Source organism: Cupriavidus sp. 05N38, assembly GCF_056397345.1.
Genome location: NZ_JBFTNF010000029.1, coordinates 213,011 through 237,599, shown reverse-complemented (window position 1 = coordinate 237,599; position 24,589 = coordinate 213,011). Strand labels below are relative to the sequence as shown.

Here is a 24,589-nt window from a genome sequence, read left to right as displayed (position 1 = left end):
CGCCGACGCGGTCCAGGCCGGCCACGATACGGGCACCTTCGGTGTACGGGTCGAACTTGCCGGTGCGGGCGCCGTCGGTGAAGGCGTCGCGGTTGCCGTTGCGGGCGCCGTCGGTAAAGGCATCGCGGCTGCCGTTGCGCGCCGGGCTGGCCGACACGCCGACGCGGTCCAGGCCGGCCACGATACGGGCACCTTCGGTGTACGGGTCGAACTTGCCGGTGCGGGCACCGTCGGTAAAGGCATCGCGGTTGCCGGTGCGGGCGCCGTCGGTGAAGGCATCGCGGCTGCCGTTGCGGGCGCCGTCGGTGAAAGCGTTGCGGGCGTCGGTGCGGAACACATAGCCGTACTTGTCACCGGCGAAGCTGCTGTCCTTGGGGCCCGAGGCTTGTGCCTGGCCGGCAGCGAAAGCGGCGGCAAGGGTGAGTCCTTCGCTTCCCCTGGCTGTTATCTACTAGTAGATAGACTGTCTGGCCAAAAAAAACGGGGTGTCCCCGGTACTGCGCTGGATCCTCTTTCCTGCTTCAGCTTTCTTGCTGGGGCGGAGCAGTGGCTTCCATGAGCAGAATATTAYCTACTGGTAGATAGATAGTCAAGGAGTTTTCAGAAGAATCTTTGGGAAGCCTCTTACGGAATCGGATCAACGGCCATCCATGCACCGCATGAAACGCTTCAGCCTCCCTTGGTACCCCTTTATATTCCACAAGAGGCACATCAAGCGGTGCCAATGGCGGTTCGCGCATCAAGCAACAAGCACTTACAACGTTTTCCTACGGCCTCCCCGGTTTCGCTCCTACGATTTAACTGTGCGACACACAGCATAGGCTAGGACGACCGTCGGCTAGGCGCCGATGGCTGGTCCCAATGCATTCTGTCATTACTCCTGGAGCAAACGATGCGCAAAGTACTCACAATGACGTTACTGGTCGCCGCCGCTGTGGCCTCTGGCGCGAGCTATGGCCAGCAAAAGAAAGCCGATCCCTACACCGACGGCGCCAAAACCGGCAAATTCGACACTTACACAGACGGCGCGAAATCCGGCAAGTTCGATACCTACACGGACGGTGCCAAGCAATCCACGCGGTCCGACCTGAACGCTACGCAGGGCAAGCGCGATCCGTACACCGACGGCGCCAAGGCTGGCAAGCCCGACCCCTACACCGACGGCGCCAAGGCCGGCAAGCCCGACCCGTACACTGACGGCGCAAAGTCCCAATAAGGGCGTCGCGCTGATCTCGCGGACACCGCGATTCCAGGTTGCATTCTGGATCGCCGCGCGCGCGGCGCGGCGATCCAGGCCTGGCCGCCGGTATTCTTCCGGAGGCCAGGCTTCCTTCTTCCGTCCAATCCCCCTTCCCCAGCCAACCGCCAGCGGCGGATTCGCGCTCGCCGGCGAAGATACGCTCTCGCCGCTCGCGTCTCCGGCCGTGCCCGGCACGACTTCCCTAGCCGGATCGCCGTCTTCGGACAACCCGCGAAGCGGTCGCGCAGGCCCTCGGTTGCGCCACCCCCGGCACCGTCATCGCCATGTTTCGGGGATTCTCCCGCCAGCCGCTTCGCCGGCCGGGCCAGGCGCCGTAGCCAGCGGCACCGGGCATCCAGGTGCCATGACGGCCTCATACTCCGGCACACCCCCCGCCAACGAATGAAACGTAGATTCTGACCTTGCAATTATCTGACTGCGCAAATACTATCCAGACAGCGCAACGACGAACGAGGGGGAAAGACGATGAGGCATTACACCAACGAGAGCTTCAACCTCACGCAAAGTGTCGGGTTCTTCCTCAACAAGGCCCGTAACCTCGTGCTGATGGAAATGGATGCGGCGCTCAAGGAACTGGACATCACCGCCCAGCAAATGGGCATCGTGCTGTCGCTCTCGCGCGGGACGGCGACCACGCCGTTTGAGCTGAGCAAGCTCCTGGTCATCGACTCCGGCCTCATGACCCGCATGCTGGACAAGCTGGAACAGAAGGGATTGCTGGCCCGCTCGCGCAGTATCGAAGACCGCCGCGTGGTCAACCTGGAACTGACCGACAAGGGCCGCGCCGTGGCCGCACGGATTCCCGAGATCGCTCCCGAAGTGCTGAACGCGCGCCTGAAGGATTTCAGCACGGCCGAGTTTGAAGAATTCCTGCGCCTGCTCGACAAGTTCGCGTTCGCGGCCTGAGCTCGGGTTTTTTCAGGCCATTATCTGACAGGTCAGAAAGACTACGTGGCGCGCGGCTCGCTGCAGACCGGCCTGTCCATGCAGGCCGACATGGATACCACCAAGCGTGACCGCGCACAGCCCGGCGCGGTCAGGAAGACCGCATACAGCACCGACGTCTATTGCGGCTACGCCAAGCAGGCCGATGCAGAGATCACCAGCCTCATCACCAGGAACAGCACCGCCGGAGCGCAAGCCCGGTCGGCCACGCTCGCCGCGAAGCCCGCGCCCGCACAGGGTGCGGCCCTGTAAGGGCGCAACGCGGTTGGCGGCAATCATCGCGATGCGCCGCGCGGCCGCTCACGCCGCGGCCAGCTCCTCCACCTGCGCCAGTTCGTTGGCGCGGTGAAAGAAACGCAGCGTCATGCGCTCGCCGCAGGCTGCATCGATGTTTTCGCGCGTGAGCAGGTGCACCGCGCGCATGCCGCCAGCGGATGCCGGGATCACGCGCAGGATCGCCGGAGTCCATGGCAGCGCGCGCCCCGCGCACCGCACCGCGCCGGCGTAGTCGTCCGCGGCCGGCATGCACATGCCTTGCGGCAACATCACCTGCAGCGCCGATGGCGCCTGCGCCGCGGCAACGACACCGCTGATCTCGTGCGGTCGCGCCAGCAGTGCCGCGGCTGCCCTGACTTCGCCAAGCTGGATCAGGCGGCGCGTCTCGCTCGACGAGCAATGATTGCCCGCGACGGCCTCCGCCGGCCCGCGCAGCGGCACGGGCTCCACCGCGAATCCCCACAGCGCCCCGAGCATGCGCAGGTAGTCGACCTTGCCCTTGCGGCCCCGTCCGCATGCGAAATTCTCGCCCACCACCAGCGCGCGCATGCCCAGTTGCCCGGCCAGCGTGGTGCCCACGAAGTCCTCCACGGCCTGCGCGCTGCGCTGCCTGTCGAAGCGCAGGACCAGGCAGGCATCGGCGTCGCCGGTGGCAGCCAGCAGGGCCAGGCGCTCGTCCAGGCTCGACAGCAATGGCGGCGGCCCGTCGGGATGGACCACGGCGCGCGGGTGCGGATCGAACGTCACCACCACGGCGGGCAGCCCGGCCTGCCGGCCGCGCGCGCGCAGCAGCGACAGCACGCGCCGGTGTCCGCGGTGCACGCCGTCGAACATGCCGATGGACACAACCGCGCCGCGTGGCGCGAATTCGCTTGCTTCGGTGATGACTCTCATGGATTCGTCTCCCGCACGGTAGGCATCCGCGTGAACGACCGGGGCAACACGCCCGGGACGCATGCAGCGAATGCTATGGCGTGAAACGCTGCGCTTCCAGCGCGGGCCCGAGCATAAAGACTATAACCGGCGCTCGCCGAAGGGTTTACCTGTAAGGCGTCGCCCCTATTCCGGCCGCGCCGCATCCTGCCGCTGGAACAGCGTGCGCAGCACCGAGCGGATCCACTGGTTGCCCGCCTCGCGGTGCACGCGATCGTGCCAGTACAACGCGATCTCGATGCTGGGCAGCGTCAGCGGCGACTCCACCATTTGCAGCCCCATGTCCCTCGCCAGCACTGTGCCCAGCGTCATCGGCAGCATCACCACTGCATCGGAATGCCTGACGATCATCGCCGCCGCGGTGAACATCGGCACGCGGCAGACGATGTTCTCGCGCGGCACGACAGCCTCCAGCGCGCGCTCGATGGAGAGGTGCTCGTGCCCGGTGCCGGCCGCCGTGACCAGCACGTGTTTCTCCGCCGCGAATTCCGCCAGGTCCGTCGTCGGGCCCAGGCGCGGATGGCCGGCGCGCGTCACCGCCACGTAGCGTTCGCGCCAGAGCGGCTGCCGCCGCACGCCTTGCGTGAGGTTGGGAAACGAGCCGACCGCGATATCCACCAGCCCCGACTCCAGCCACAGGTCGATGTGCTGCGCATCGCAGTTCACGGCCTGCACGCGCACGCGTGGCGCCGCGATGCCGAGGTGGTTGATGATCGGCGGCAGCATCTGCGCCACGCCCGCATCGGTGATGAAAAAACTGAAGGTGCGCTCCGCCTTGGCGGGATCGAACGGCACGTGGTCCGAGCGCAGCGCGCGCATGCGCTCGAGGATGCCGCGCACCGGCTCGGCCAGCGCCAGCGCCTTGGGCGTGGGCTCCATGCGCAGCGCCACGCGCACGAACAGGGGATCGCCGAAATACAGCCGCAGCCGCGCCAGCGTCTTGCTCAGCGCAGGCTGCGTGAGATTGAGCACGCGCGCGGCCTTGGTCAGGCTGCGCTCGGCTAGCAGGACCTCGAATACCTGCAGGTGATGGAGGCCCAGTTCGTCTTCATTCCGCGAAGGAATAGTGTCCATGACTTCGTCTCGATAGTAGAAGGCCGGCATTCCATTTAGTCTACTTTCAACGCACGGCCTTGAACACAGGAAGCCGCGAGATGCGCGCCGGACGCACACACAAAAGCGCACCAGAGACAGACATGCAGTGTTCTTCCCGATGATGGTGCGAAGACTTCCCCAGCATCGGGCAATGTCCACGAAAGGAGGATCTACCATGCCAGGCTTTCCCTTTGCAGCCCACGACACCGCGCATGACCAGACGCCCGACGCGCATCCCGGCATCACGGCGCAGGCCTTCCGCGAAGCACTCGCCAAGGCCGTCACGCCGGTGACCGTGATCGCCACCGACGGTGCTGCCGGCGTGGCCGGTGTCACCTGCTCGGCGGTGTGCTCGGTCTGCGACAACCCGCCCACGGTGCTGGTCTGCATCAACCGCAAGAGCTACGCCAATGCCGTCRTCAAGACCAACGGCGTGCTCAGCGTGAACTGGCTGCAGTCCGCGCAGTCCGCCGTGTCGCAAGTGTTCGCCGGGGCCGGTGCGTTGCCCATGCCGGAGCGCTTCGCCAACGGGGACTGGGGCACCTTGCAGACCGGCGCGCCATGCAGCCAGGCCGCCAGCGTGACGCTGGACTGCCGCGTGGCGGAGTCCTACGAGGTCGGCAGCCACAGCATATTCATCGCGCATGTGCTGGYGGCCAGCCACGCCGACGCCGTTTCGCCGCTGGTCTATTGCCAGCGCGCCTATGCCACCACGCAACCCGTCGCTGCCTGAGCGCAGGCGTCTGGCGCGCACAGCCACCGCACCATCACCGCAGCACCAGATCGCATCGCATCCCCGCGAAGTCGATTCACTCAAGGAGAAGACAGCCATGATCCGCACCGGGAAGCAGTACCTGGAATCCCTCAACGACGGCCGCGATGTCTGGGTCGGCAACGAGAAGATCGACAACATTGCCACCCATCCGAAAACGCGCGACTACGCCCGGCGGCATGCCGACTTCTACGACCTGCACCACCGCCCCGACCTGCAGGACGTCATGACGTTCATTGACGACGACGGCGAGCGGCGCGCCATGCAGTGGTTCGGCCACCGCGACAAGGAACAGCTGCGCCGCAAGCGCAAGTACCACGAGACCGTCATGCGCGAGATGGCCGGCGCGTCCTTCCCGCGCACGCCGGACGTCAACAACTACGTGCTGACCACCTATATCGACGACCCGCAGCCGTGGGAGACGCAGTCCATCGGCGCCGAAGGCCGCATCAAGGCCGCGAACATCGTCGACTTCATCCAGTTCGCCAAGGAGCGTGATTTCAACTGCGCGCCGCAGTTCGTCGACCCGCAGATGGACCGCTCCAACCCGGACGCACAGCAGAAATCGCCGGGCCTGCGCGTGGTGGAAAAGAACGACGAAGGCATCGTGGTGTCCGGCGTCAAGGCCATCGGCACCGGCGTGGCCTTCGCCGACTGGATCCATATCGGCGTGTTCTTCCGCCCCGGCATCCCGGGCGACCAGATCATCTTCGCCGCCACCCCGGTCAACACCAAGGGCGTCACCATCGTCTGCCGCGAAAGCCTGGTCAAGGATGATCCCATCGAACATCCGCTGGCTTCGCAGGGCGACGAGCTCGACGGCATGACCGTGTTCGACAACGTCTTCATCCCGTGGTCGCACGTATTCCATATCGGCAACCCCGAGCATGCCAAGCTCTATCCGCAACGGGTGTTCGACTGGCTGCACTACCACGCCCTGATCCGCCAGATGGTGCGCGCCGAGCTGGTGGCCGGCCTGGCCGTGCTGATCACCGAGCATATCGGCACCAACAAGATCCCGGCCGTGCAGACGCGGCTGGCCAAGCTGATCGGTTTTCACCAGGCCATGCTGGCACACGTGATCTCCAGCGAGGAACTCGGCTTCCATACGCCGGGCGGGCACTACAAGCCGAACATCCTGATCTACGACTTCGGCCGCGCGCTCTACCTGGAGAATTTCTCGCAGATGATCTACGAGCTGGTCGATTTGTGCGGCCGCAGCGCACTGATCTTCGCCAGCGAAGACCAGTGGAACGACGAAAAGCTCAACGGCTGGTTCGAGCGCATGAACAGTGGCCCGGTGGGCAAGCCCCACGACCGCGTCAAGATCGGCCGCGTGATCCGCGACCTTTTCCTGAGCGACTGGGGCAACCGCCTGTTCGTGTTCGAGAACTTCAACGGCACGCCGCTGCAGAGCATCCGCATGCTCACCATGCAGCGCGCCGAGTTCTCCGGCGCGGGTCCCTACGGCAAGCTGGCGCGCCAGGTCTGCGGCATCGACGCCACCGCGGCCGACGAGACCGAATACAAGAAGACCGCCGACTACGCCAAGGCGCTGGATTCGGCCCGCCACCAGGAGGAAGTGGCACTGGCCGGCGCACTGTCCATCTGAACCCGGCCGACCAGCATCCCGCCCGCCGGCGTGGCCCCTTGCCGCGCCGGGCGGCCGGCTTTCCATTGCTTCCGTCCGTATCACAAAGGAACCCCGACATGCCCAAGAACGACATCCTCGACACCCTGTTCGGCAACGCCCGCAGCCAGAACGGCTGGCGCGACCGCTCCGTCTCCGACGCGCAGCTGCGCGAAATCTACGAGCAGATGAAATGGGGCCCGACCTCCGTCAACTGCTCGCCCGCGCGCATCGTGTTCGTGCGCACGCAGGACGCCAAGCTCAAGCTGAAGGACGCGCTCGCCCCCACCAACGTCGACAAGGTGATGAACGCACCGGTGGTGGCCATCGTCGGCTACGACACCAACTTCCACCAGGCGCTGCCCGAACTGTTCCCGCACAACCCGGCGGTCAAGGCCTGGTTCGAAGGCGAGGAAAAGAGCGCCTTCCGCGAGACCACTGCGTTCCGCAACGGCACGCTGCAGGGCGCCTACCTGATCCTGGCCGCGCGCGCGGTGGGGCTGGACTGCGGCCCGATGTCGGGCTTCAACAATGCCGCCGTGGACGCGGCCTTCTTTGCCGGCACCGCCATCAAGTCCAACTTCATCTGCGGCCTGGGCTACGGCGATCCCGCCAAGGTCTTCGCACGCAGCCCGCGGCTGTCGTTCGAGCAGGCCTGCACGCTTGCATGAGCGCGCAGTCCGGCCAATCGCTTCCTTACCGGTCCCCCAACGCAGGAGAAATAACCATGCGCAATCTCGACCAAGACACCATCACGCAGGCGGTACTCGCGCGCCTGACCGATACCCCGGATCCGCGCGTCAAGGAGATCGTGACCAGCCTGGTGCAGCACCTGCACAGCTTTGCGCGCGAGGTCAGGCTCACCGAGGCCGAATGGCTCAGGGGCATCCGCTTCCTCACCGACACCGGCCACAAGTGCGACGACAAGCGCCAGGAGTTCATCCTGCTGAGCGACGTGCTGGGGCTGTCGATGCTCACCGTGTGCATGAACAACCAGAAGCCGCCCGGCTGCACGGAGGCCACGGTGTTCGGCCCTTTCCATGTCGAAGGCGCGCCGCAGTTCGAGGATGGCGCCGACCTCGCCAACGGCGCCAAGGGCGATCCTTGCGACGTGCATTGCACGATCCGCGACCTGGATGGCAAGCCGGTGGCCGGCGCCACCATCGACGTCTGGCAAGCCGATGCCCAGGGCAACTATGACGTCCAGTACGAGGGGCTGGACGCGGCGCAGGCACGCGGCGTACTGCAAGGCGGAGACGACGGCAGGTTCAGCTTCAGCACCATCGTGGCGCAGGCCTACCCGATTCCGGACGACGGCCCGGTGGGAGAGCTGCTGCGTGCCACGGGCCGCCATCCGTGGCGTCCCGCCCACCTGCATTTCATGATCAAGGCACCCGGCTACGAAACCCTGGTCACGCATGTGTTCCGCAAGGGCGACCGCTACCTGGACTCCGACGCGGTGTTCGGCGTGCGCGAATCGCTCGTGGGCGAATGGGTGCCGCAGCCCGACGGCCGTCACCGGCTCGACTTCGACTTCGTGCTGCACCGCGCCGCCGCGGCATAGCCGCGGCCGCAGGCCGCCCGCCCGCGGCGCGCCGCACCGGCCGGTTCAAGTTGTTGTTCCCCTCTTGCAGACAACCAGGAAATCTTCATGGAAAAACGACTTGCCGGCGCCGGTACGGCGCCAGCCTGCGCGCGCGTGCACCGCTCCCCGGCGCTGCCCCGCCGCGGGGTGGACATCGCGCTGGCCGCCACGCTCGCGCTCGGCAGCGCAGCCGCGCTGGCCACCGAGGGCGGCGGCAGCTCATACCCCGTCGGCGTGGAGACCAACTACAACGGCATGATGCTGCCCGAGGGCTTGCACGCCTTCTTCTACTACTCGTACTACAAGGCCGCCCGCTCCAAGGACGACAACGGCCGCGACAACAGGCAACTCGCAGACTTCAGCCTGGAGGTCAATTCAGTCGCCGCGCGGGTGAGCTACGTATGGCACCTACGATGCCAGCGCGCGCGTCAACACCGGGCGCAACTACTACCAGTTCGCCCCCTTCTTCGCCGTGACCTGGTTCCCGCTGCCCAAGGTCGATGTGAACGCCAAGTTCCGCTACGGCTTCAACACCCGCAACAACGCCACCAACTACCAGTCCGGCGACGAAGCCACGATCGAATTCAGTGCCGGCTACCGGCCCGTCGCGCCACTGCAGTTCGGCATCAACGGCTACGTCTACCGCCAGACCACCGATGACCGCCAGAACGGCCAGGTCGTCAACGGCAACGGCAACCGCGGCCGCGTCAACGCACTGGGCCCTTACCTGAGCTACAACATCACGCCGGCCATGCCGCTGATCCTAAAGCTGCAGTTCGAGTTCGATGCCCACGACCGGCCCAAGGGCACGCGGCTGTGGCTGCAACTGAAGATTCCCCTGTAAGCGGCCGCGAACACCACCAGGATCGCCGCCCTCTCCTTCTCACCCGAAGCAACTCGAACCACACTGCCATGAGCATCGAATTCCGCCACGCCCAGCCACGCGGGCACGCCGACCACGGCTGGCTGCGCGCCCGTCATTCTTTCTCCTTCGGTTCGTACCACGATCCCCGCCATCTGCGCTTCGGCCCCATCGTGGTCCTCAACGAAGACCGCATCAGCCCCGGCATGGGCTTTGGCGAACACGCCCACCGGGACATGGAGATCATCTCCTATGTCATCAGCGGCGCCCTTGCGCATCGCGACAGCATGGGCAACGGCTCGGTGCTGCGCTATGGCGACGTGCAGCGTATGAGCGCCGGCCGCGGGATCGCGCACAGCGAATTCAATGCCTCGGCCAGCGAGGAGGTGCATTTCCTGCAGATCTGGATGGAGCCGCGCGAAAAAAGCCTGCCCGCAAGCTACCAGGAGCAGCACTTCGATGCGGCGTCCAAGCGCGGCGCGCTGCGCCTCATCGCCTCGCCCGATGGCCGCGACGGCTCCGTGCTGATCCATCAGGACGCCTGGCTGCGCGCGGCCATCCTCGACGGCGCCGACAGGGTGGAGTACCAGTGCGTCGCGGAGCGCCAGGCCTACCTGCAGGTGGCGCGCGGACACCTGCGCGCCAACGGGCACCAGCTTGACCAGGGGGACGCGCTGAAGATCGCCGGCCCGTGTGCGCTGACGCTGGACGAGGGCCGGGATGCGGAAGTGCTGCTGTTCGACGTGGCGCGCGTCTAGGAAAATGGGCCGCGACCGCCGCCTCCCGCCGCCGTCGCGGCTGCAACGCAGGCGGCAAGCGCGGCCGCGTGCCCGGCTAGGCGGGCTGGCCCAGCAGGAAGGATTCCAGCGCCGCGCTGGTGGCGGCCGGCGTTTCCAGCAATGGGTAGTGGCCCGCTCCGGCCAGCACCTGCACGGTCGCGTCGCGGTACCACTGGAGTGTAGTGGCGCGCGCGGCCGCCTCGGTGTTGACGGCGTCATGCTCGCCCACCAGCACCAGGATCGGGCGCTCGCTGCCTTCGACCTGCTGGCTGATGTCGGTACGGCTGGYATCGCGCGCATAGCTGGCGAAGGCGGCGGCATCGATGCTGTCCCAGCTGGCCTGGACCACGGCCCGCGCAAAAGCCGCGGCATAGCGATTCGCGGTGCCAGCCGCCACCAGTTCCGCGCGCCGCTGCGCCGACTCGGCCGCCGCCTGCAGCGTCTGCAGGCGCTGCGGATCGTTGCTGCCGCCGCGCGCGTTGAGCCCGGCGATCGACACGATCGCATCCACGCGCTGCGGCAGCGCCACCGCAAGCATCTGCGCGGTCAGCGCGCCCAGCGAGTGCCCCGCCACGGCGAACTGCCGCCAGCCCAGGAAATCGGCCAGCCGCGTGGCATCGATCACGGCCTCGCGCAGGGTCATCAGCCCGCGTTCCTTGCGTGCCTGCCCGTAGCCGCGATACTCCACCGCGACATACTGGAAGGCGTCGAGGTCGGCCCAGCGCAGCATGTCATCGAAGGCGTCGCGCGTGCCGAGCAGGCCGGGAAACAACATCACCTTGCGCGCGCCGGTGCCGGTCAGCTTGAACGACATCATGGCGTCACCTCCGAGGCCGCGCGCGGCAGCCATGCTTGCAGTCCTGCTTTGTTGCGATCAGACATGGATCGGGTCCTCCTTCTGCATTTGCTTGCGCAGGTCCTCGTGCGAGACGTTGAACTGCGGCGAGATCTTCAGCTCCGTGCCCAGCAGCGCCTCTTCCTCGTCCATCTTGAAGCCGAGCGACTTGGTCGCCTCGAACATCACGCCACCCGGGGTGCGCACGTAGACCGATTCGAAATAGCCACGGTTCTTGCGGTCCGAGAAATCGGTGAAGCCCATGCCCTCGGTGTCGAACTTCACGCGGGCCTGGCTATCGTAGTCCGCCACGTCGAAGGCGCCGTGGTGCACGATGCCTTCGGCCAGCGTCCAGGTGCCCTGGCGCAGGTCTGGCGCGTGCAGTACGTCGATGCGGCGCCCGGCGCCGCCCTCGCCCGCCTCGTAGCGCGTGAAGCTGCCGTCGTCCGCCGTCTTGCGGAAGTACCAGGCGCGCTCCATGAAGGTGTCCATGTCCTCCAGCTCGCGCACGGTCACGGTCCAGTTATGGAAGCCGCGCACCGCGTATTGCGCCGGCACGTGCCCGGAGCGCCACGGCTTGCGCGTATCGGCGGGATCCTCCACCACTTCGAAGTCGATGCCTGCATGCACCACGCGCAGGTACTTCTCGCCGAAGCGCTCCGACTCCTGCGCAATGGCGATGCCGTTGCGGCCGAAGTGCTCGCGCCAGAAATCCAGCGAGCCCGCCGGCACCGAGTAGGCAATGGCTGTGAACTGGCCCGATCCCTTGCGCCCGACGAGTTCCGTGCGTCGCATCGGGAAGGTGGTCATCACCGTGCCGGGGGTGCCATCCTCGTCGCTGAAGTAAAGGTGGTAGATGGGTATGCGGCCATCGTAAAAGAGCGTGCGCTTGATAAAACGCTGCCCCATCACCTTGACGAAGAAGTCGACATCGCCCTGGGCCGTGCTGGTGCACAGCGTGATGTGATGCAGACCACGAATGAGATTGCCTTGCGTATTGTCCATACCGTCTCCTTGACTGCCCGCGCAACCGGTGCATGCGGGCCTGGCAGAAGTATGGAAGGGCACCCGGCACGCGGCCATAGCCGCAAAGGCATAGACCGAATGCCAAAACGGCATCCGGGGGCGTCAGGCGGAGCGGGCCCCGTCGCCGCTTTCACCCCCATCGTCCGCGTGGCCGTGGTCGGCCAGCAGGGAGTGGATCAGGTCGCGGAACCACTTGTTGGCGGGATCCTTGTGGAAGCGCTCGTGCCAGAACTGGCGCACCACGAAGCCGGGGATGCGCACCGGCAGCTCCATCACATGGGCGCCGACCAGCCTGGCCACTTCCTCCCCGGCCCGGCGCGACATCGTGAACAAGGCGTCGGAGCTGGGCAGCGTGGTGAGCACGGTCAGGAAGTTCGGCAGCGTGACCACGAAGCGCTCGGCGCAAATGCTGTCCAGCAAGAAGCGCTCGAGCGCCTCGTAGCCGATTGGCAGCGGTGCCACCAGCGCATGCGAGGCATTGAGATAAGCCTGCTCGTCCAGCACGCCCTGCGCGGCCGGATGGCCGGCGCGCGCCAGGCAGACATAGTCCGAGGCGTAGAGCCGGCGCTGGTAGAACGGGGAGCGGCTGATCGCGAAGCTGCCCAGGGCAAGGTCCGCCTCGCCCTCCTCCAGCATCTCCTCCACGCCATGGCGCGGCGCTGCAATCGCCCGCACGCGGATGCCCGGGGCATGCTCCGCCAGGTGGCGCAGCAACCGCGGCAGCAGGAAGGCCGCGCCGAAATCGGTAGCGACGAAGCTGAAGCTGCGGTGCGACAGCGCCGGATCGAACTGGTCGGGGCTTTCTATCGCCTCCTGCATCAGCTGGATCACGGTGGCGATGCGCGGCGCCAGCTCACGCGCGCGCGGCGTGGGCGACATGCCGGCCGTGGTACGCACGAACAGCGGATCGCCGAAGTACTGGCGCAGCTTGCTCAGCGACTGGCTCATCAGCGGCTGGCTCAAGCCGAGGCTGTCTCCGGCCTGGGTCAGGCTGCGCTTGCGCAACACCGCGTCGAAGACAATCAGCAGCCGAAGGTCGAGCGAGGCGGCGAAACCGGCATTCTTTGCCATGAACAGAATTCCTGTGTGGACTGTGGCGCACTGCCTGGCGGGAGCGAACGCCAGCGCCGCGGCAGGCTTCCTTGTACCCGAACCGCGCGCGCCCGTGTGGCCGGCGCGCATTCAAGTTCCGAATGGCGCCGATGCGATTGTGCGTATCGACACCCGCCGGGCCGGCCGGTACCTTGCACACGGATTCTAGGCGACGCCGATCCAAACAAGGAACCGAACATGTCATACGATGAACGAATTGCGATTATCGGGGCCGGCCCCGTTGGCCTGACCACCGCACTGACGCTGGCGCGCCGCGGCGTGCCCTGCGTCGTGTTCGAGAGCGCGGACGAGATCGCGCGCGAGCAGCGCGGCGCAGCCTTCCATCCGCCCACGCTGGAGATCTTCCGCGAGCTCGGCGTCGAGGCGGCGCTGACGCGCATGGGCATCCGCATCCCGGTCTGGCAGATGCGCGACCGCACCGAAGGCGTCTATGCCGAGTTCGATCTCGGCACGCTGTCCGCGCTGACGGATTTCCCGTTTCGCTTCCACCTGCCCCAGCACTACCTGTCCAGCCTGCTGGTCGAAGAACTGCGCACCTTGCCCGGCGTGGAGCTGCGCTTCGGTGAAAGCCTCGAATCGGCCACCAGCGACGGCGAGCGCGCCACGCTCCGGCTGCGCAGCAAGGACGGCTCGCGCGCGTTGCAGGTGCCATGGGTGGTGGGCGCCGACGGCGCCCGCAGCATGGTGCGCAAGAGCGCCGGCTTCGCCTTCGAGGGCTTTACTTGGCAAGAGAAGTTCCTGGTGACCAATGTGGCCATGCCGATGGAGCCGCTGGGCTACACCGGCACCGCCTACGTCTCCGACCCGGACCACTGGGCGGTGGTGCTGAAGCTGTACGACGATGCCCGCCCCGACCTCTGGCGCGTCGCCATGCCGGCCGACCCCGACGTGGACGACGCGGTGCTGCTCGAACCCGCCAATGTGCAGGCCCGCCTGCGCGAGACGCTCGGCGTGGACATGCATTTTCCACTGGCTTACTCCGGCACCTACCGCGTGCACCAGCGCGTGGCGGACACCTTCGTCAAGGACCGCATCCTGCTGGCCGGCGACGCGGCCCATATCAACAACCCCATCGGCGGCTTCGGCCTGAACGGCGGCGTGCATGACGCCTTCAACCTCGGCAACAAGCTGGCCGAGGTATGGCACGGCCGCGCCGGCGCCGGGCTGCTGGACCTCTACTCGCGCCAGCGCCGCACCGTGGCGGTGGAGGTGGTGCAGAAGAACAGCATCCGCAACAAGAAGGCCATGGAAGAGCGCGACCCGCAGGTGCGCCGCCAGAACCAGCAGGCCATGCACGCGATCTCGCTCGACCCGCGCAAGACCCGTGAATTCCTGCTCGACAGCTCGATGATCGCTTCGATACGCCGCGCCGATGCCATCGCCTGAGGCGATGCCATGGGCGCGGCATGACCGCGGCTCCGGCCGCCACCACTGGGAGACACCACACATGATGCAAGACCGCTTTATCTACTCGCCCCTGCCCGCGCGCGTGGTGTTCGGCGCCGGCTCGCTCGCGGCGCTGCCGCGCGAGCTCGACCTGGTCGGCGCGAAGCGCGCGCTGGTGCTGTGCACGCCCGAGCAGACCGCGCTGGCGGACCAGGTCGCCGCGCTGCTGGGCGATCGCCATGGCGGCACGTTCCCGGGTGCGGTGATGCATGTGCCCATCGAGGTCGCGCGCCAGGCGCGCGCGCTGGCCGCGCGGCTGGGCGCCGACTGCGCGGTGGCGGTGGGCGGGGGGTCCACCATCGGCCTGGGCAAGGCGATCGCGCTGGAGTCGCCCATGCCCATCGTGGCGGTACCCACCACCTATGCCGGCTCGGAGATGACACCGATCTACGGCATCACCGAGAACGGCGAGAAGAAGACCGGGCGCTCGGTGCAGGTGCTGCCGCGCAGCGTGGTCTATGACCCGCGGCTCACGCTGAGCCTGCCGCCGGCGATGTCCGCCACCAGCGGCCTGAATGCCATCGCGCATTGCGTGGAAGCGATGTACGCAGCCGACGCCAACCCCGTCACCACGCTGATGGCCGAAGACGGCATCCGCGCCCTCGCCGGCGCGCTGCCCGATGTCATGGCACGCCCGCATGACCTGGCCGCGCGCACCGCCTGCCTGTATGGCGCCTGGCTCTCCGGTTCGGTGCTCGGCAGCTGCGTGGTGGCGCTGCACCACAAGCTCTGCCACACCCTGGGCGGCATGCTCAACCTCCCACATGCCGAGACCCACGCCATCATCCTGCCGCATGCCGTGCAGTACAACGCGGCCGCCGCGCCGCGGGTCATGGCGCGCATTGCCAGCGCGCTCGGCGGCGACGACGCCGCGCGCGGCCTGCACCGGCTGGCGCGCCGCCTGCAGGTGCCGCTGGCGCTGGAGCAACTTGGCGTACGGCACGCAGACCTGGCGCGCGTGGCCGACCAGGCCTTGCGCGCGCCCTACCCCAACCCGGCGCCGCTCACGCGCGAAGGCATCTTGCACTTGCTGGAGAACGCATTCGCGGGCGTGGAGCCGAACTGACCAGGCGCGCTGGCGGTTGCCTCCCGCAGCCGAAAGAAAAACGCGAAGGGCCGGCAGGAATTTCCGCCGGCCCTTCGTGCATCCGGCCAACCCGGTGCCGCAGCGATACCGGGGCCGGCGCAGTGCCATCAGAATACGTGCTTGATGCCCACCATGGCGCCGAGCTGGGTGGCRCCCGGCGCGGGATTCGCGCCAGGCTGGCCGTTGCTGACCGACAAGGCCGACTGCCCGCCGTTGTTGATATAGCCAGCGGTGGCGTAGACCGAACTGCGCTTGCTCAAGGCATAGGTGGCGCGTGCGGCGAACAGCCAGGCTTTGTTGCTGCTGTCATGGAAACGCAGGTAGAACGCTTCGCCGTCCACGCTGAAGGCCGGCGTCACCGCGTAGGAAACCCCGCCGTACCAGAGATCGCTGCGCGGCGTGGGGCTGCCCTTGTTGTCGCGCCGCACCAGCCCCAGGCCCGCCTTGGACTCGCCGAAACGCACGAAGCCGTTGAGCGAGAGGCGGTCGTCGCGCAGGCCGCTGCTGGTCAGTCCGCCGAAGGCGCCCGGCCCGCCGCGCAGCGAATCGTAGGCGGCGTTGACCACCCACGCCCTGGCGTCATACTGCAGCAACGCGGACCACTCGCGGCAGGCACGCGGGTCGGCCGGGTTTTCCCCGCCGCAGTTGGTGCCGGCCGGGCTGGGGCCGGCATTGGCGCCGTCACGCCCGAAGCTGTAGCTGGCGCCCATGGTGAAGCCGCCGAAGGTGCCCTTGTAGGTAATGGCGTTGTCGGCGCGCGAGTTGGCCATATAGCTGTCCAGCGAGGCCGAGCCGAAGGTGTTTGGGCCGAGCATGTCGGCTTCCAGGTTGGCCCAGAACGTCATGGTGTACTGGCGGCCGAGCCCGAGCTGGCCCCAGTTGCCCGCCAGCCCGACATAGGCCTGGCGCCCGAACAGCCGGCCGCCCTGGTTGGATACGCCGTTGTCGGGCGAGAAGCCGGACTCCAGCACGAACACGGCCTTCAGGCCATGGCCGAGGTCTTCGTTGCCGCGCAGGCCCCAGCGCGACGGCACGGTGCCAGTCAGGCCCGGCATGCGGGCTACGTGGTCGCTCGCCGCGCCGACGTGGTTGATGTACTCCACGCCGGTATCGACCACGCCGTACAGCGTGACGGCCTGTGCGGCCGCCACGCACGGCATGGCCGCCAGCACGGCCAGGGTGGCTTGCGTGGCTTGTGCGGCTATCGTGAGCTGGCTTGGTTTCATGGGATGTCTCCTCCGGTACTTGCTGTTGTTGTAGTGAGGCGCCGGCGCAATGCGCGGGCACGCGCGCGCAGGCAACGCGCGAGGCAGGCACCCGCAGGGATGGCGTCGGCGCAGAGTCTCGGCCGTAACCAGCCCCGCGCAGGGGCGCAGGGCAGCGCGCGCCGGCTGCTGCGGCGCGCGCGGCGCGGCGAATGCAGCCGGGCGCTATTCCACCGAGGCGCCGGTGGCGCGCGCGATGTCGGCCCACCGGGCCGCATCGCTGGCGATAAAGCGCTTGAACTGCTCGGGACTGGACGGCGCCAGGTCGACGTTGAGCGCGGCAAAGCGCGCCTTGACGTCGCTCGAACGCAGGGCCTTGAGCACTGCGTCGTTCAGCCGCGCGATGACCTGCGGCGGCGTATTGGCCGGCGCCAGCAGGCCAAGCCACGACATGCTGGCAAAACCCGGCAGGCCCGACTGAGCGATGGCGGGCAACTGCGGACGCGCGGGCGATGGCCGGGCGCTGCTCAGGCCCAGCGCGGTGAGCTTGCCGGCCTTGATGAAGCTGTCGGCCGCGGCCAGGTCGGCGAACATGACCTGGGCGTGCCCGGCCACGACATCGTTGAGGCCCTGCATGGTGCCCTTGTATGGCACGTGCTTCATGTGGATGTGCGCGAGCTGGTTGAAATGCTCGGCACCCAGGTGATTGGACGTGCCGGCGCCGGACGAAGCGTAGTTGACCTGCTCCGGATGGCGGCGCGCGTATTCGATCAGTTCGCCGGCGGTCCGCACCGGCAGGCCCGGGGTGGCCACCAGTACCTGCGGCACTTCTGCCACCAGCGAAATCGGCGCGAAGTCGCGCACCGGGTCGTACCGCACCCGCCCCTTGGGATACACGGCCGGCGCGATGGTCAGCGAAGACGCCGCCATCAGCAGCGTGTAACCGTCAGCATCGGCGCGCGCGACGTATTCCGAGGCGAGCATGGTACCGGCACCGGGCCGGTTCTCCACCACCACCGCCTGGCCGAGCGAATCCTTGAGCTTCTCGGCCAATACGCGGCTCATCACATCGGCGATGCCCCCGCTGGTCAGTGGCACCACCAGACGGATCGGGCGCGTGGGGAATGGCACGGTGGCCGTATCGGCACTGCGGGCGGCGCCGCACGCGAGCAGCGCGCAGGTGGACAGCAGCAAAGCGGGGCGCTTCATAGGGCATTGTCTCCATCATCGTTATCGGCAGCGGTGCCGGCCGGCCCGCTGCGCCTGGTTTTCGATGCATTAGACAATGCGTTGATGGCGGGCGACAGGCCCAATGGCTAATGGATGGCATAAGCGGCTTGCATGCGCGCGCATGCCTCGCATACCCTGGATGGGCGCCTTGCTAGACCGCGGGCTGATCCGCCTTGCCCGCGGCCCAGGCCAGCAGCCAGATGCCCAGCAGCCCGGAATAGATGGTCAGCCCCACGCCCGCGACGCGCTGGTCGGCCAGCAGGTAGCTGGCGCAAAGCCGCTGCTCGCTGTCGATGAACAGCAGCCCGATGGTGAGCCCCATCCAGACATAGTTGCCGCCGAAGAACAGCACCAGCGGCCATGCGCCGGCCCCCACGCCGATATGCGCCGCCATGCCGGCCGCCAGCACCAGCACGTACTTGGCAGCCAGCGTGGCCGGTTCCAGCCGGCTCAGGTCCAGCGCGATAGGCAGCATCCATGCGCCGTAGGCCAGCAGCGCAAACGCCAGCAGGCTCAGCAGATAGGGCCGCAAGGCCGCCGCGACGCGCTCGCGACGCGCGCACGGCAGCAGCCAGGGCAGCGCCCAGCCGGCGCCGGACAGGCCCGGCAGCAGCACCAGCATCTGTAGCGTCATCGAGCCTTCGAGCAGCGCATGCACGCGCGGGATGCACAGCGCACCGCCGGCCAGCGCCAGCGCGGCGGCGAGCCAGGCGCGGCCCGGCACGCGCGCGGCGAGCTGGCGCAGCCAGGGCACCTGGGCGACCGGCGCGGTCATCGCACCCTCCCGCGTGCGAAGTCGTAGGCTTGCTGGTAATCGGCCAGCGCGTAGACGGCCAGCACGCGGCCCCGGGCATCGGTCACGTGCAAGCCGCCGTTGTGCTCGAAGCCGCCCAGGCCATCCGGGATAGCGATGACATCGGCATCGTGCAGCAGCGCCCGCATGGCAGGCGCTGCGAGCGGGGCCGCTACCTGCCAGCCGGGCAGTCGCGCACGGTGTTCCCGCGCGTAGCCGGCCAGGCTGGCGGTATCGTCGCGCGCGGGATCGAATGAGAGCGAAACCAGTCCGATGCGGCCCTCCATGCCGTCGGCGCGGATGCGCGACTGCAGTTGCGCGAACTCTGAGCCGAGCGCGCGGCACACGCTCATGCAGCGTGTGTAGATGAAGTCGACCAGGTAGAGCTGCGCGCCCTGCCCTGGCTGCACGCCCGCGCCGAACAGCCGCGTGGTCTGGCCGAGCTGGTTGCGCGTATCGATGGCGGGCAGCGCCAGCGCGTGTTGTCCGATGCGCTCCGCGCGGCGGTCATCGAGCGTCCAGGCGGTGAAGCCGAAGGTGAGGTAGTGCAATCCCGCGACGGCCAGCGCCAGCACCAGCAACAATGCCAGTGCCGGCCCCGCGGCTGCCGGCCGTGCGGGCGACATCATGTCAGCCGCCCGGCGCGCCCAGCCCGGCGTCGCCGTCGAAGGGCGCTGTCATGGCGGCGGTTTCGGCGCGCGCGGCCTTGACCGTGTCTGCCGTCACCGGCGGCGCGCTGTTGCCCCACTGGCCGCGCACATGCGTGAGCACGGCGGCAATCTCGGCGTCGTTGAGCTGGTCGGCGAAGGCCGGCATGGCGCCGTTGTACGCGCTGCCCTTGACGGTCAGCTTGCCGGTGATGCCGCGCAGGACGATCGCGGCTGCCTTGGCATCCTTGCCGTTGACCCATTCCGAGCCGGCCAGCGGCGGGAACACGCCGGGCAAGCCCATCCCGGTGGCCTGGTGGCACGCCACGCAGCGCCCCTGGAAGATGGCGGCGCCGTCGACGCTGCCGCCGGCCGGCTTGCCGCTGCCCTGCAGGTCGGCGACGGTGCGGCGGTCACCAAACTCCGGCGGCTGGTCGATCGGCGCCACGGCGATATACCAGGCGCCCCAGGCCACCAGCCCCGCCACGATGGCCAGCACCACCTTGGGAATCGGCGTGCGGCTCTCGTGGGGATCAGGGTTCTCGCGCGAGCGGGCTGCCGCGGCCTGGCGCTTTTCCGATGGGTTGTCCATCTGTGTATTCTCCGGGACGCGGTTACTGGGCTGGCTTGGCGGGCGCCGGCGCCGGCAGCACGGCGCCGGTACGGTTGAGCGACTGCAGGTAGGCGACCAGGTCGAGCGCGGTCGCCGTGGCCACCACCACCTTGCCGGGCGGGTTGAAGGCTTCCGGCAGCGCGACCACCTTGTCGCCCTGCTCGGCCTTGTCCTTGATGTCGAACATGAAGGGATAGCTCGGCATGATGCTGCCCGGCACATAGGCGCGCGGCTGGTACAGGTGGCCCAGGTGCCAGTCGGCGCTGGGCTGGCGCGCGCCGATATTCATCAGGTCGGGCCCGGTGCGCATGGTGCCCAGCAGGTGCGGCTTGTCGTAGTAGTAGTCGCCGGCCACCGCCACGCGGCCCCAGCCGCGCTTGGCGTCCGGTGCGAACGAAGCGTCGCGCGGCTGCTGCGAATGGCAGTAGACGCAGCCGTTGGCGATATATACCTCACGCCCGCGCAGCTGCGCGGCGGAGTACGGCTTGACGCCTTCGGTGGGTTTCACATCCCTGAGCTGAAGGTAGGGAATCACGACCAGGGCGCTGGTTGCCAGGGCAAGCATGACCATGCCGCCGGCCAGCAGGGCTCGTTCATTGTTCACGTTTCAAGCTCCCAGTGCCCGCTTGCGGCCTTGATGGAACAGAGCGGGCCGGTCCCGGTTCGGTCCCAGGCCAAGAATTGCGCATACGAAATTGGTGACGAAGAAGAGATGGCCGAGCAGCATCATGCTGCCGCCGAGCGAGCGCACCTTCAGGTAGGGGATGGTGACGCTCACGGAATCCATGAATGGCCTGGCGGCGTCCAGCATGGCCGTGCCCTGCAGCCAGCCGCCGATGGACAGTCCCACGAAGTACACGCCGATGCCGCCCGCGGCCAGCCAGAAGTGAGCGTAGATCATCCAGCGGTATGGCCATTCGCGGCCGGTCACGCGCGGCACCATGAAGTAGATCGCGCCGAAGAAGGCAAAGCTGACGAAGGCGTACAGCCCCAGGTGGGCGTGCGCCACGGTGTAGTGCGTGAAGTGGGTCACGCGGTTGACCGAGCGCAGGGCCTCGAACGAGCCCTGGGCCGAGCTGAGCGTGTACATCATGCCCCCGAAGGTCATGAAGCGCAGCGTGGGCGAATCGATCAGGCGGTGGAAGTTGCCGCGCAGCGTCTGGTGCTGGTTGATCGAGAACGCGATCACCGGCACCAGCATCATCATGCTCTGCACGATGGACAGCGTGATCAGCCAGCCAGGCACCGGGCCGCCGATCAGGTGATGCCCGCCGACCTGGCCGTAGAAAAAGGCCAGCGCCCAGAAGCCCAGCAACGACAGGCCGTACGACTTGACCGGCTGGCCGATGATCTTGGGCAGGAAGTAATAGATCGAAGCCAGCGCCAGCGGCGTGTAGAACAGGCCCAGCACGTTGTGGCCGAACCACCAGTTCATGGTGGCCTGCTCCACGCCGAAGTGCAGGCCGGGGAAATTGGCCACCAGGAACAGCACCGGGAACCAGAACAGCGCACAGCCCATGTACCAGACCGAAACGTAGAGGTGGTCCACCTTGCGGTTGACCAGCGTCAGCACCAGGGGCATGCCGACCAGCGCGCCGCCCGCCACCAGCAGGATGTCGACCTGCCAGGGAATCTCCAGCCATTCCAGGCCGTCGGAGATGCCGGCGGCGATGCTGCCGATGCCGGCGATCAGGCCCGCGTTCCACAGCGCGGCGCCCAGCACCGCGTATTTCGCGCCCTGCAGGCGTGTCTTGAGCAGGCGCGGCAGCAGGAACAGCGCGATCGACAAGCCTGCCATCGGTGCCCAGCCGTAAGCCACGGCATTCAGGTGGATGGTGCGGATGCGGCCGAAGGACAGCCAGGGCACCTGCGCCAGCAGGTCGGGCTCGTGCAGCTTGACCGAGGCGGTCAGCCCCGCCATGGACGCGACCACCAGCCACACCATGGCGCAACAGATAAACAGGAAGACCACGGGTGCCGACGATTCATCGGCGATATCGCGCGACGAATCGTGCTCCGCCTCGTGGGCAGCCCTGTACGCGTGCGCGCCCGACTGGTCGGAGGCAGGGTCTTCCGACTGCCCCGCCTCCCCGCGGTCGAAGATCACGTTCGCCGCGGCCGGCGAGGTATCGAACAGGCCCTTCTRCATGCTCCAGATAAAGGCCGCGAGCGCGACCACCGAGAGCAAGAAGGCGGATAGCAGGATAGCGATGGTGTTCATGGGACGATCGGTTGCTGCCGCACTTAGCGTATGGCGACGGTTGCCGGGCATGCGGATGCGCCCGCCCTGTGGGTGGCAATATTGCGGACATGCAGGCGGCGCCCGGCGGCAGCCTGCCCTCCGTTAATTCATCCCGGCATGCAGGCATGCGCAGACGATGATCAAACTTGGTTCTTTTTTTGCGAAAGGGCTGGCACAGGCGGGAAACGGCTACGCCTGGGTGCGCCACAGGCCCCGTCCCGTGCAGATTAGGTCCTCGATGGCTTGGCCGCCATAGCCAGTTTTCGGATTTTTCTGGTAACCACCTGTGGGGCCGCTTCGCTGCAGTGCTTGCTGGCATTGCCGGGAATGGCTTGCCCGGCAATGCCGCGGCGGATCGTCGCGCCCGCTGCCTGCCAGTCCTTTTGCATGGCCCGATTCGCACGCCGTTTTTTATGTTGCATTTGAAATGCTTGTTTTATAGAATCGTTGTCAGGTTGCTGCGCCGCACGATGCAAAGACACCGCGTGAGCCCGCCGCAACCGCGATAAATACGACAAGGAAGAAGCGCAATGACCTCGCTGATCGACACCATGCTGGACGAGCACCAACGCATCTTCGCCATGCTCGACGAACTCCATGCCCTGGGCATCGGCTCGGATGCCGGCAAGAAGAAGCTCGTCGAGCTGCGCCAGCTGGTGGTAGCCCACCTGGCGCGCGAAGATCGCCGCCTCTATCCGCCCATGCACCGCCATGCGCAAACCCAGCCGATCGCGCAGGAATACGAGGCGGAGATGCATGTCATCTCGCGTGAGGTGCTGGCCTTCTTCGATAGCTACCGGCAAGGCGGCGACAAGCTCGAGTTCGCACGTGCGCTGGGTCGCACCGTGTCGCGCCTGCGGGCCCGCATGACGCGCGAGGAGATCCGCCTGTACCCGGCCTTCCGCAAGCATTGCGAGGAAGCCGCCACAGCCTGAGTTCCCCGGCATCCCACGGGGATACGTAACCCGACATTCTGCGAGGCGCCCATGCAGCCCCTGCTCCAGACCCAGCCACCCGCCAGCCGCTCCCCTGCCGGTCCCGGCGGCCATCCCGTGCTCGCTCTTGCTTTCCGGCCCTTCTACCTGCTCGCGGCTGCCTTCGCGGTGGTCTCGGTGGGCCTCTGGGCGGCCATCTACCTGGGCTGGTGGCCGGGCGGCGCCGCGCAACCGCCCATGGGCGGCATGCTCTGGCATGCCCATGAAATGGTGTTCGGCTTTGCGGCGGCGGTGGTGGTAGGTTTCCTGTTCACGGCGGGCAAGAACTGGACCGGGCTGCAAACACCGCGCGGCGCGCTGCTGGCCGCGCTGGCGGCCGTCTGGCTGGCGGCGCGCGTGCTGATGTGGACCGGACCGGCGCCGGCCGCGGTGGTGCTGGACCTGGCTTTCCTGCTGCTATGCGCGGCCAGCTTCCTGCATGTATTGGTGCGCGCCGGCAGCAAGCGTAACTACGGCCTGGCCGGCGCCATGTTCCTGCTGTGGGCGCTCAACCTGGCGTTCCATGTGGCCCTGGCGCGGGGTGCCGCGCACGTGGCGCTGCAAAGCGCCGACGCCGGCATCGGGCTGGTGGTGGTGTTCATCACGGTGATCGGGGGGCGCGTCATCCCCATGTTCACCGCCAATTCCGTACCCGGGGTACGGATCCGCCGCTCTTCGCTGGCCGAGCGTAGCGTGGTGCCGCTGACGCTGGCCGCGATGGCCGCCTGCGCGCTGGCCCCGCAAGGCATCGCCACCGCCGCGATCGCGCTGCTGGCGGCCCTGGCCCAGGCGGTACGCCTGGGCGGCTGGGGCTCGCGCCATACCCTGCGCACGCCGCTGACCGCCATCCTGCACCTGGCCTACGCCTGCCTGCCGCTTGGGCTGGCGCTGCTGGCCGCCGCCGCGCTGGGCTGGGCGGACCGCTCCACCGCGCTGCACGCGCTCACCGTGGGCGCCATCGGCTGCGCCATCATGGGCATGATCACGCGCACGGCGCTGGGCCACACCGGCCGCAAGCTCGAAGCGCGCGCCATGGAAACGGCCGCCTACGCTTGCATCGCCGCGGCGGCCCTGCTGCGCGTGGCCGGGCCGCTGCTCTTGCCGCAGTACAAGGCGTTCTGGATCGGCTCGGCGGCGGCAGCCTGGATGGCGGCATTCGCCCTCTACCTGTTCAAGTACGCGCCGTTCCTGACGCGGCCGCGCGCCGACGGGCGCGAGGGCTGACGCCTGCCCCACGGCC

General features: G+C 67.6%; 26 protein-coding genes and 1 pseudogene. 13 read left to right on the top strand and 14 right to left on the bottom strand.

Annotated elements, in window-relative coordinates:
* A partial coding sequence (locus AC1DK4_RS21600; RefSeq protein ID WP_477131779.1) for a copper resistance protein CopQ occupies window positions 1-448 on the bottom strand: 448 nt, incomplete at its 3' end.
* A 444-nt stretch (window positions 449-892) separates the two neighbouring features.
* On the opposite strand from AC1DK4_RS21600, the gene AC1DK4_RS21595 reads away from it, so the two are divergent.
* The 3 genes from AC1DK4_RS21595 (at window position 893) to AC1DK4_RS21585 (ending at window position 2,458) form a co-directional block, all read left to right on the top strand.
* Entirely contained in the window at window positions 893-1,216 is a 324-nt protein-coding gene (locus AC1DK4_RS21595; RefSeq protein WP_441623585.1) for a hypothetical protein, read from the top strand.
* A gap of 510 nt (window positions 1,217-1,726) precedes the next feature.
* Window positions 1,727-2,167: a MarR family winged helix-turn-helix transcriptional regulator gene (locus tag AC1DK4_RS21590; protein ID WP_441623587.1), complete on the top strand. Its 441-nt coding sequence runs from the start codon at window positions 1,727-1,729 to the stop codon at window positions 2,165-2,167.
* Window positions 2,168-2,212: 45 nt separating this feature from the next.
* Window positions 2,213-2,458, top strand: a complete 246-nt coding sequence (locus tag AC1DK4_RS21585; RefSeq protein ID WP_441623589.1) for a hypothetical protein — start codon at window positions 2,213-2,215, stop codon at window positions 2,456-2,458.
* Between the two features lie 48 nt (window positions 2,459-2,506).
* On the opposite strand, the gene AC1DK4_RS21580 is transcribed toward AC1DK4_RS21585, so the two are convergent.
* Both AC1DK4_RS21580 and AC1DK4_RS21575 read right to left on the bottom strand, forming a co-directional pair.
* Window positions 2,507-3,376 carry an FAD synthetase family protein gene (locus tag AC1DK4_RS21580; RefSeq protein ID WP_441623591.1) on the bottom strand — a complete coding sequence of 290 codons (870 nt, stop codon included), beginning with the start codon at window positions 3,374-3,376 and terminating at the stop codon, window positions 2,507-2,509.
* A 165-nt stretch (window positions 3,377-3,541) separates the two neighbouring features.
* Entirely contained in the window at window positions 3,542-4,489 is a 948-nt protein-coding gene (locus tag AC1DK4_RS21575; RefSeq protein ID WP_441643257.1) for a LysR family transcriptional regulator, read from the bottom strand.
* A gap of 196 nt (window positions 4,490-4,685) precedes the next feature.
* Between AC1DK4_RS21575 and AC1DK4_RS21570 the strand changes: the two genes are divergently transcribed.
* From AC1DK4_RS21570 to AC1DK4_RS21545, 6 genes and pseudogenes are all read left to right on the top strand, one after another.
* On the top strand, window positions 4,686-5,243 hold the full coding sequence (locus tag AC1DK4_RS21570) for a flavin reductase (protein ID WP_477131775.1): 558 nt from the start codon (window positions 4,686-4,688) through the stop codon (window positions 5,241-5,243).
* 97 nt (window positions 5,244-5,340) lie between these two features.
* Window positions 5,341-6,894: a 4-hydroxyphenylacetate 3-hydroxylase family protein gene (locus AC1DK4_RS21565; RefSeq protein ID WP_441623597.1), complete on the top strand. Its 1,554-nt coding sequence runs from the start codon at window positions 5,341-5,343 to the stop codon at window positions 6,892-6,894.
* A 98-nt stretch (window positions 6,895-6,992) separates the two neighbouring features.
* Complete coding sequence (locus tag AC1DK4_RS21560) at window positions 6,993-7,583, top strand: malonic semialdehyde reductase (RefSeq protein WP_441623599.1); 591 nt, start codon at window positions 6,993-6,995, stop codon at window positions 7,581-7,583.
* A gap of 56 nt (window positions 7,584-7,639) precedes the next feature.
* Window positions 7,640-8,476 (top strand): intradiol ring-cleavage dioxygenase, encoded by an 837-nt coding sequence (locus AC1DK4_RS21555; RefSeq protein WP_441623601.1) that lies wholly within the window; start codon window positions 7,640-7,642, stop codon window positions 8,474-8,476.
* Between the two features lie 484 nt (window positions 8,477-8,960).
* Window positions 8,961-9,341, top strand: a pseudogene (locus AC1DK4_RS21550) (SphA family protein); the annotation flags it as partial.
* Between the two features lie 68 nt (window positions 9,342-9,409).
* Window positions 9,410-10,117, top strand: a complete 708-nt coding sequence (locus tag AC1DK4_RS21545) for a pirin family protein (RefSeq protein ID WP_441623602.1) — start codon at window positions 9,410-9,412, stop codon at window positions 10,115-10,117.
* Between the two features lie 76 nt (window positions 10,118-10,193).
* Here the strand turns inward: AC1DK4_RS21545 and AC1DK4_RS21540 are convergent, their stop codons facing one another.
* The 3 genes from AC1DK4_RS21540 to AC1DK4_RS21530 all read right to left on the bottom strand — a co-directional run bounded on the left by AC1DK4_RS21540 (window position 10,194) and on the right by AC1DK4_RS21530 (window position 13,070).
* Window positions 10,194-10,988 carry an alpha/beta fold hydrolase gene (locus tag AC1DK4_RS21540; protein WP_477131774.1) on the bottom strand — a complete coding sequence of 265 codons (795 nt, stop codon included), beginning with the start codon at window positions 10,986-10,988 and terminating at the stop codon, window positions 10,194-10,196.
* A 24-nt stretch (window positions 10,989-11,012) separates the two neighbouring features.
* Window positions 11,013-11,978 (bottom strand): VOC family protein, encoded by a 966-nt coding sequence (locus AC1DK4_RS21535; protein WP_441643258.1) that lies wholly within the window; start codon window positions 11,976-11,978, stop codon window positions 11,013-11,015.
* 123 nt (window positions 11,979-12,101) lie between these two features.
* Entirely contained in the window at window positions 12,102-13,070 is a 969-nt protein-coding gene (locus tag AC1DK4_RS21530) for a LysR family transcriptional regulator (protein ID WP_441623607.1), read from the bottom strand.
* A 219-nt stretch (window positions 13,071-13,289) separates the two neighbouring features.
* Between AC1DK4_RS21530 and AC1DK4_RS21525 the strand changes: the two genes are divergently transcribed.
* Window positions 13,290-14,498, top strand: a complete 1,209-nt coding sequence (locus AC1DK4_RS21525) for an FAD-dependent oxidoreductase (RefSeq protein WP_441623609.1) — start codon at window positions 13,290-13,292, stop codon at window positions 14,496-14,498.
* 61 nt (window positions 14,499-14,559) lie between these two features.
* A complete protein-coding gene (locus tag AC1DK4_RS21520) occupies window positions 14,560-15,624 on the top strand; it encodes a maleylacetate reductase (RefSeq protein WP_441623611.1) in 1,065 nt (354 codons plus the stop codon).
* A gap of 128 nt (window positions 15,625-15,752) precedes the next feature.
* On the opposite strand, the gene AC1DK4_RS21515 is transcribed toward AC1DK4_RS21520, so the two are convergent.
* The 8 genes from AC1DK4_RS21515 to AC1DK4_RS21480 all read right to left on the bottom strand — a co-directional run bounded on the left by AC1DK4_RS21515 (window position 15,753) and on the right by AC1DK4_RS21480 (window position 22,764).
* A complete protein-coding gene (locus AC1DK4_RS21515) occupies window positions 15,753-16,871 on the bottom strand; it encodes a porin (protein ID WP_441623612.1) in 1,119 nt (372 codons plus the stop codon).
* Between the two features lie 204 nt (window positions 16,872-17,075).
* Entirely contained in the window at window positions 17,076-18,059 is a 984-nt protein-coding gene (locus AC1DK4_RS21510; RefSeq protein ID WP_441623614.1) for a tripartite tricarboxylate transporter substrate binding protein, read from the bottom strand.
* A 172-nt stretch (window positions 18,060-18,231) separates the two neighbouring features.
* Entirely contained in the window at window positions 18,232-18,855 is a 624-nt protein-coding gene (locus tag AC1DK4_RS21505; RefSeq protein WP_441623616.1) for a hypothetical protein, read from the bottom strand.
* Window positions 18,852-19,502 carry an SCO family protein gene (locus tag AC1DK4_RS21500; protein ID WP_441649676.1) on the bottom strand — a complete coding sequence of 217 codons (651 nt, stop codon included), beginning with the start codon at window positions 19,500-19,502 and terminating at the stop codon, window positions 18,852-18,854. Before AC1DK4_RS21500 ends, AC1DK4_RS21505 begins: the two co-directional genes overlap by 4 nt.
* A gap of 1 nt (window position 19,503) precedes the next feature.
* Complete coding sequence (locus tag AC1DK4_RS21495) at window positions 19,504-20,112, bottom strand: c-type cytochrome (RefSeq protein WP_441623620.1); 609 nt, start codon at window positions 20,110-20,112, stop codon at window positions 19,504-19,506.
* Window positions 20,113-20,134: 22 nt separating this feature from the next.
* A complete protein-coding gene (locus tag AC1DK4_RS21490) occupies window positions 20,135-20,737 on the bottom strand; it encodes a cbb3-type cytochrome c oxidase subunit II (RefSeq protein WP_441623622.1) in 603 nt (200 codons plus the stop codon).
* A 3-nt stretch (window positions 20,738-20,740) separates the two neighbouring features.
* Window positions 20,741-22,354 carry a cbb3-type cytochrome c oxidase subunit I gene (locus AC1DK4_RS21485; protein ID WP_477131773.1) on the bottom strand — a complete coding sequence of 538 codons (1,614 nt, stop codon included), beginning with the start codon at window positions 22,352-22,354 and terminating at the stop codon, window positions 20,741-20,743.
* Between the two features lie 248 nt (window positions 22,355-22,602).
* Window positions 22,603-22,764, bottom strand: a complete 162-nt coding sequence (locus AC1DK4_RS21480) for a hypothetical protein (protein WP_441623626.1) — start codon at window positions 22,762-22,764, stop codon at window positions 22,603-22,605.
* A 141-nt stretch (window positions 22,765-22,905) separates the two neighbouring features.
* Here AC1DK4_RS21480 and AC1DK4_RS21475 point away from each other — a divergent pair, with 141 nt between their 5' ends.
* Both AC1DK4_RS21475 and AC1DK4_RS21470 read left to right on the top strand, forming a co-directional pair.
* Window positions 22,906-23,310 carry a hemerythrin domain-containing protein gene (locus AC1DK4_RS21475; protein WP_441623628.1) on the top strand — a complete coding sequence of 135 codons (405 nt, stop codon included), beginning with the start codon at window positions 22,906-22,908 and terminating at the stop codon, window positions 23,308-23,310.
* A gap of 51 nt (window positions 23,311-23,361) precedes the next feature.
* Window positions 23,362-24,573: an NnrS family protein gene (locus AC1DK4_RS21470; protein WP_441623630.1), complete on the top strand. Its 1,212-nt coding sequence runs from the start codon at window positions 23,362-23,364 to the stop codon at window positions 24,571-24,573.
* Window positions 24,574-24,589: the final 16 nt, after the last annotated feature.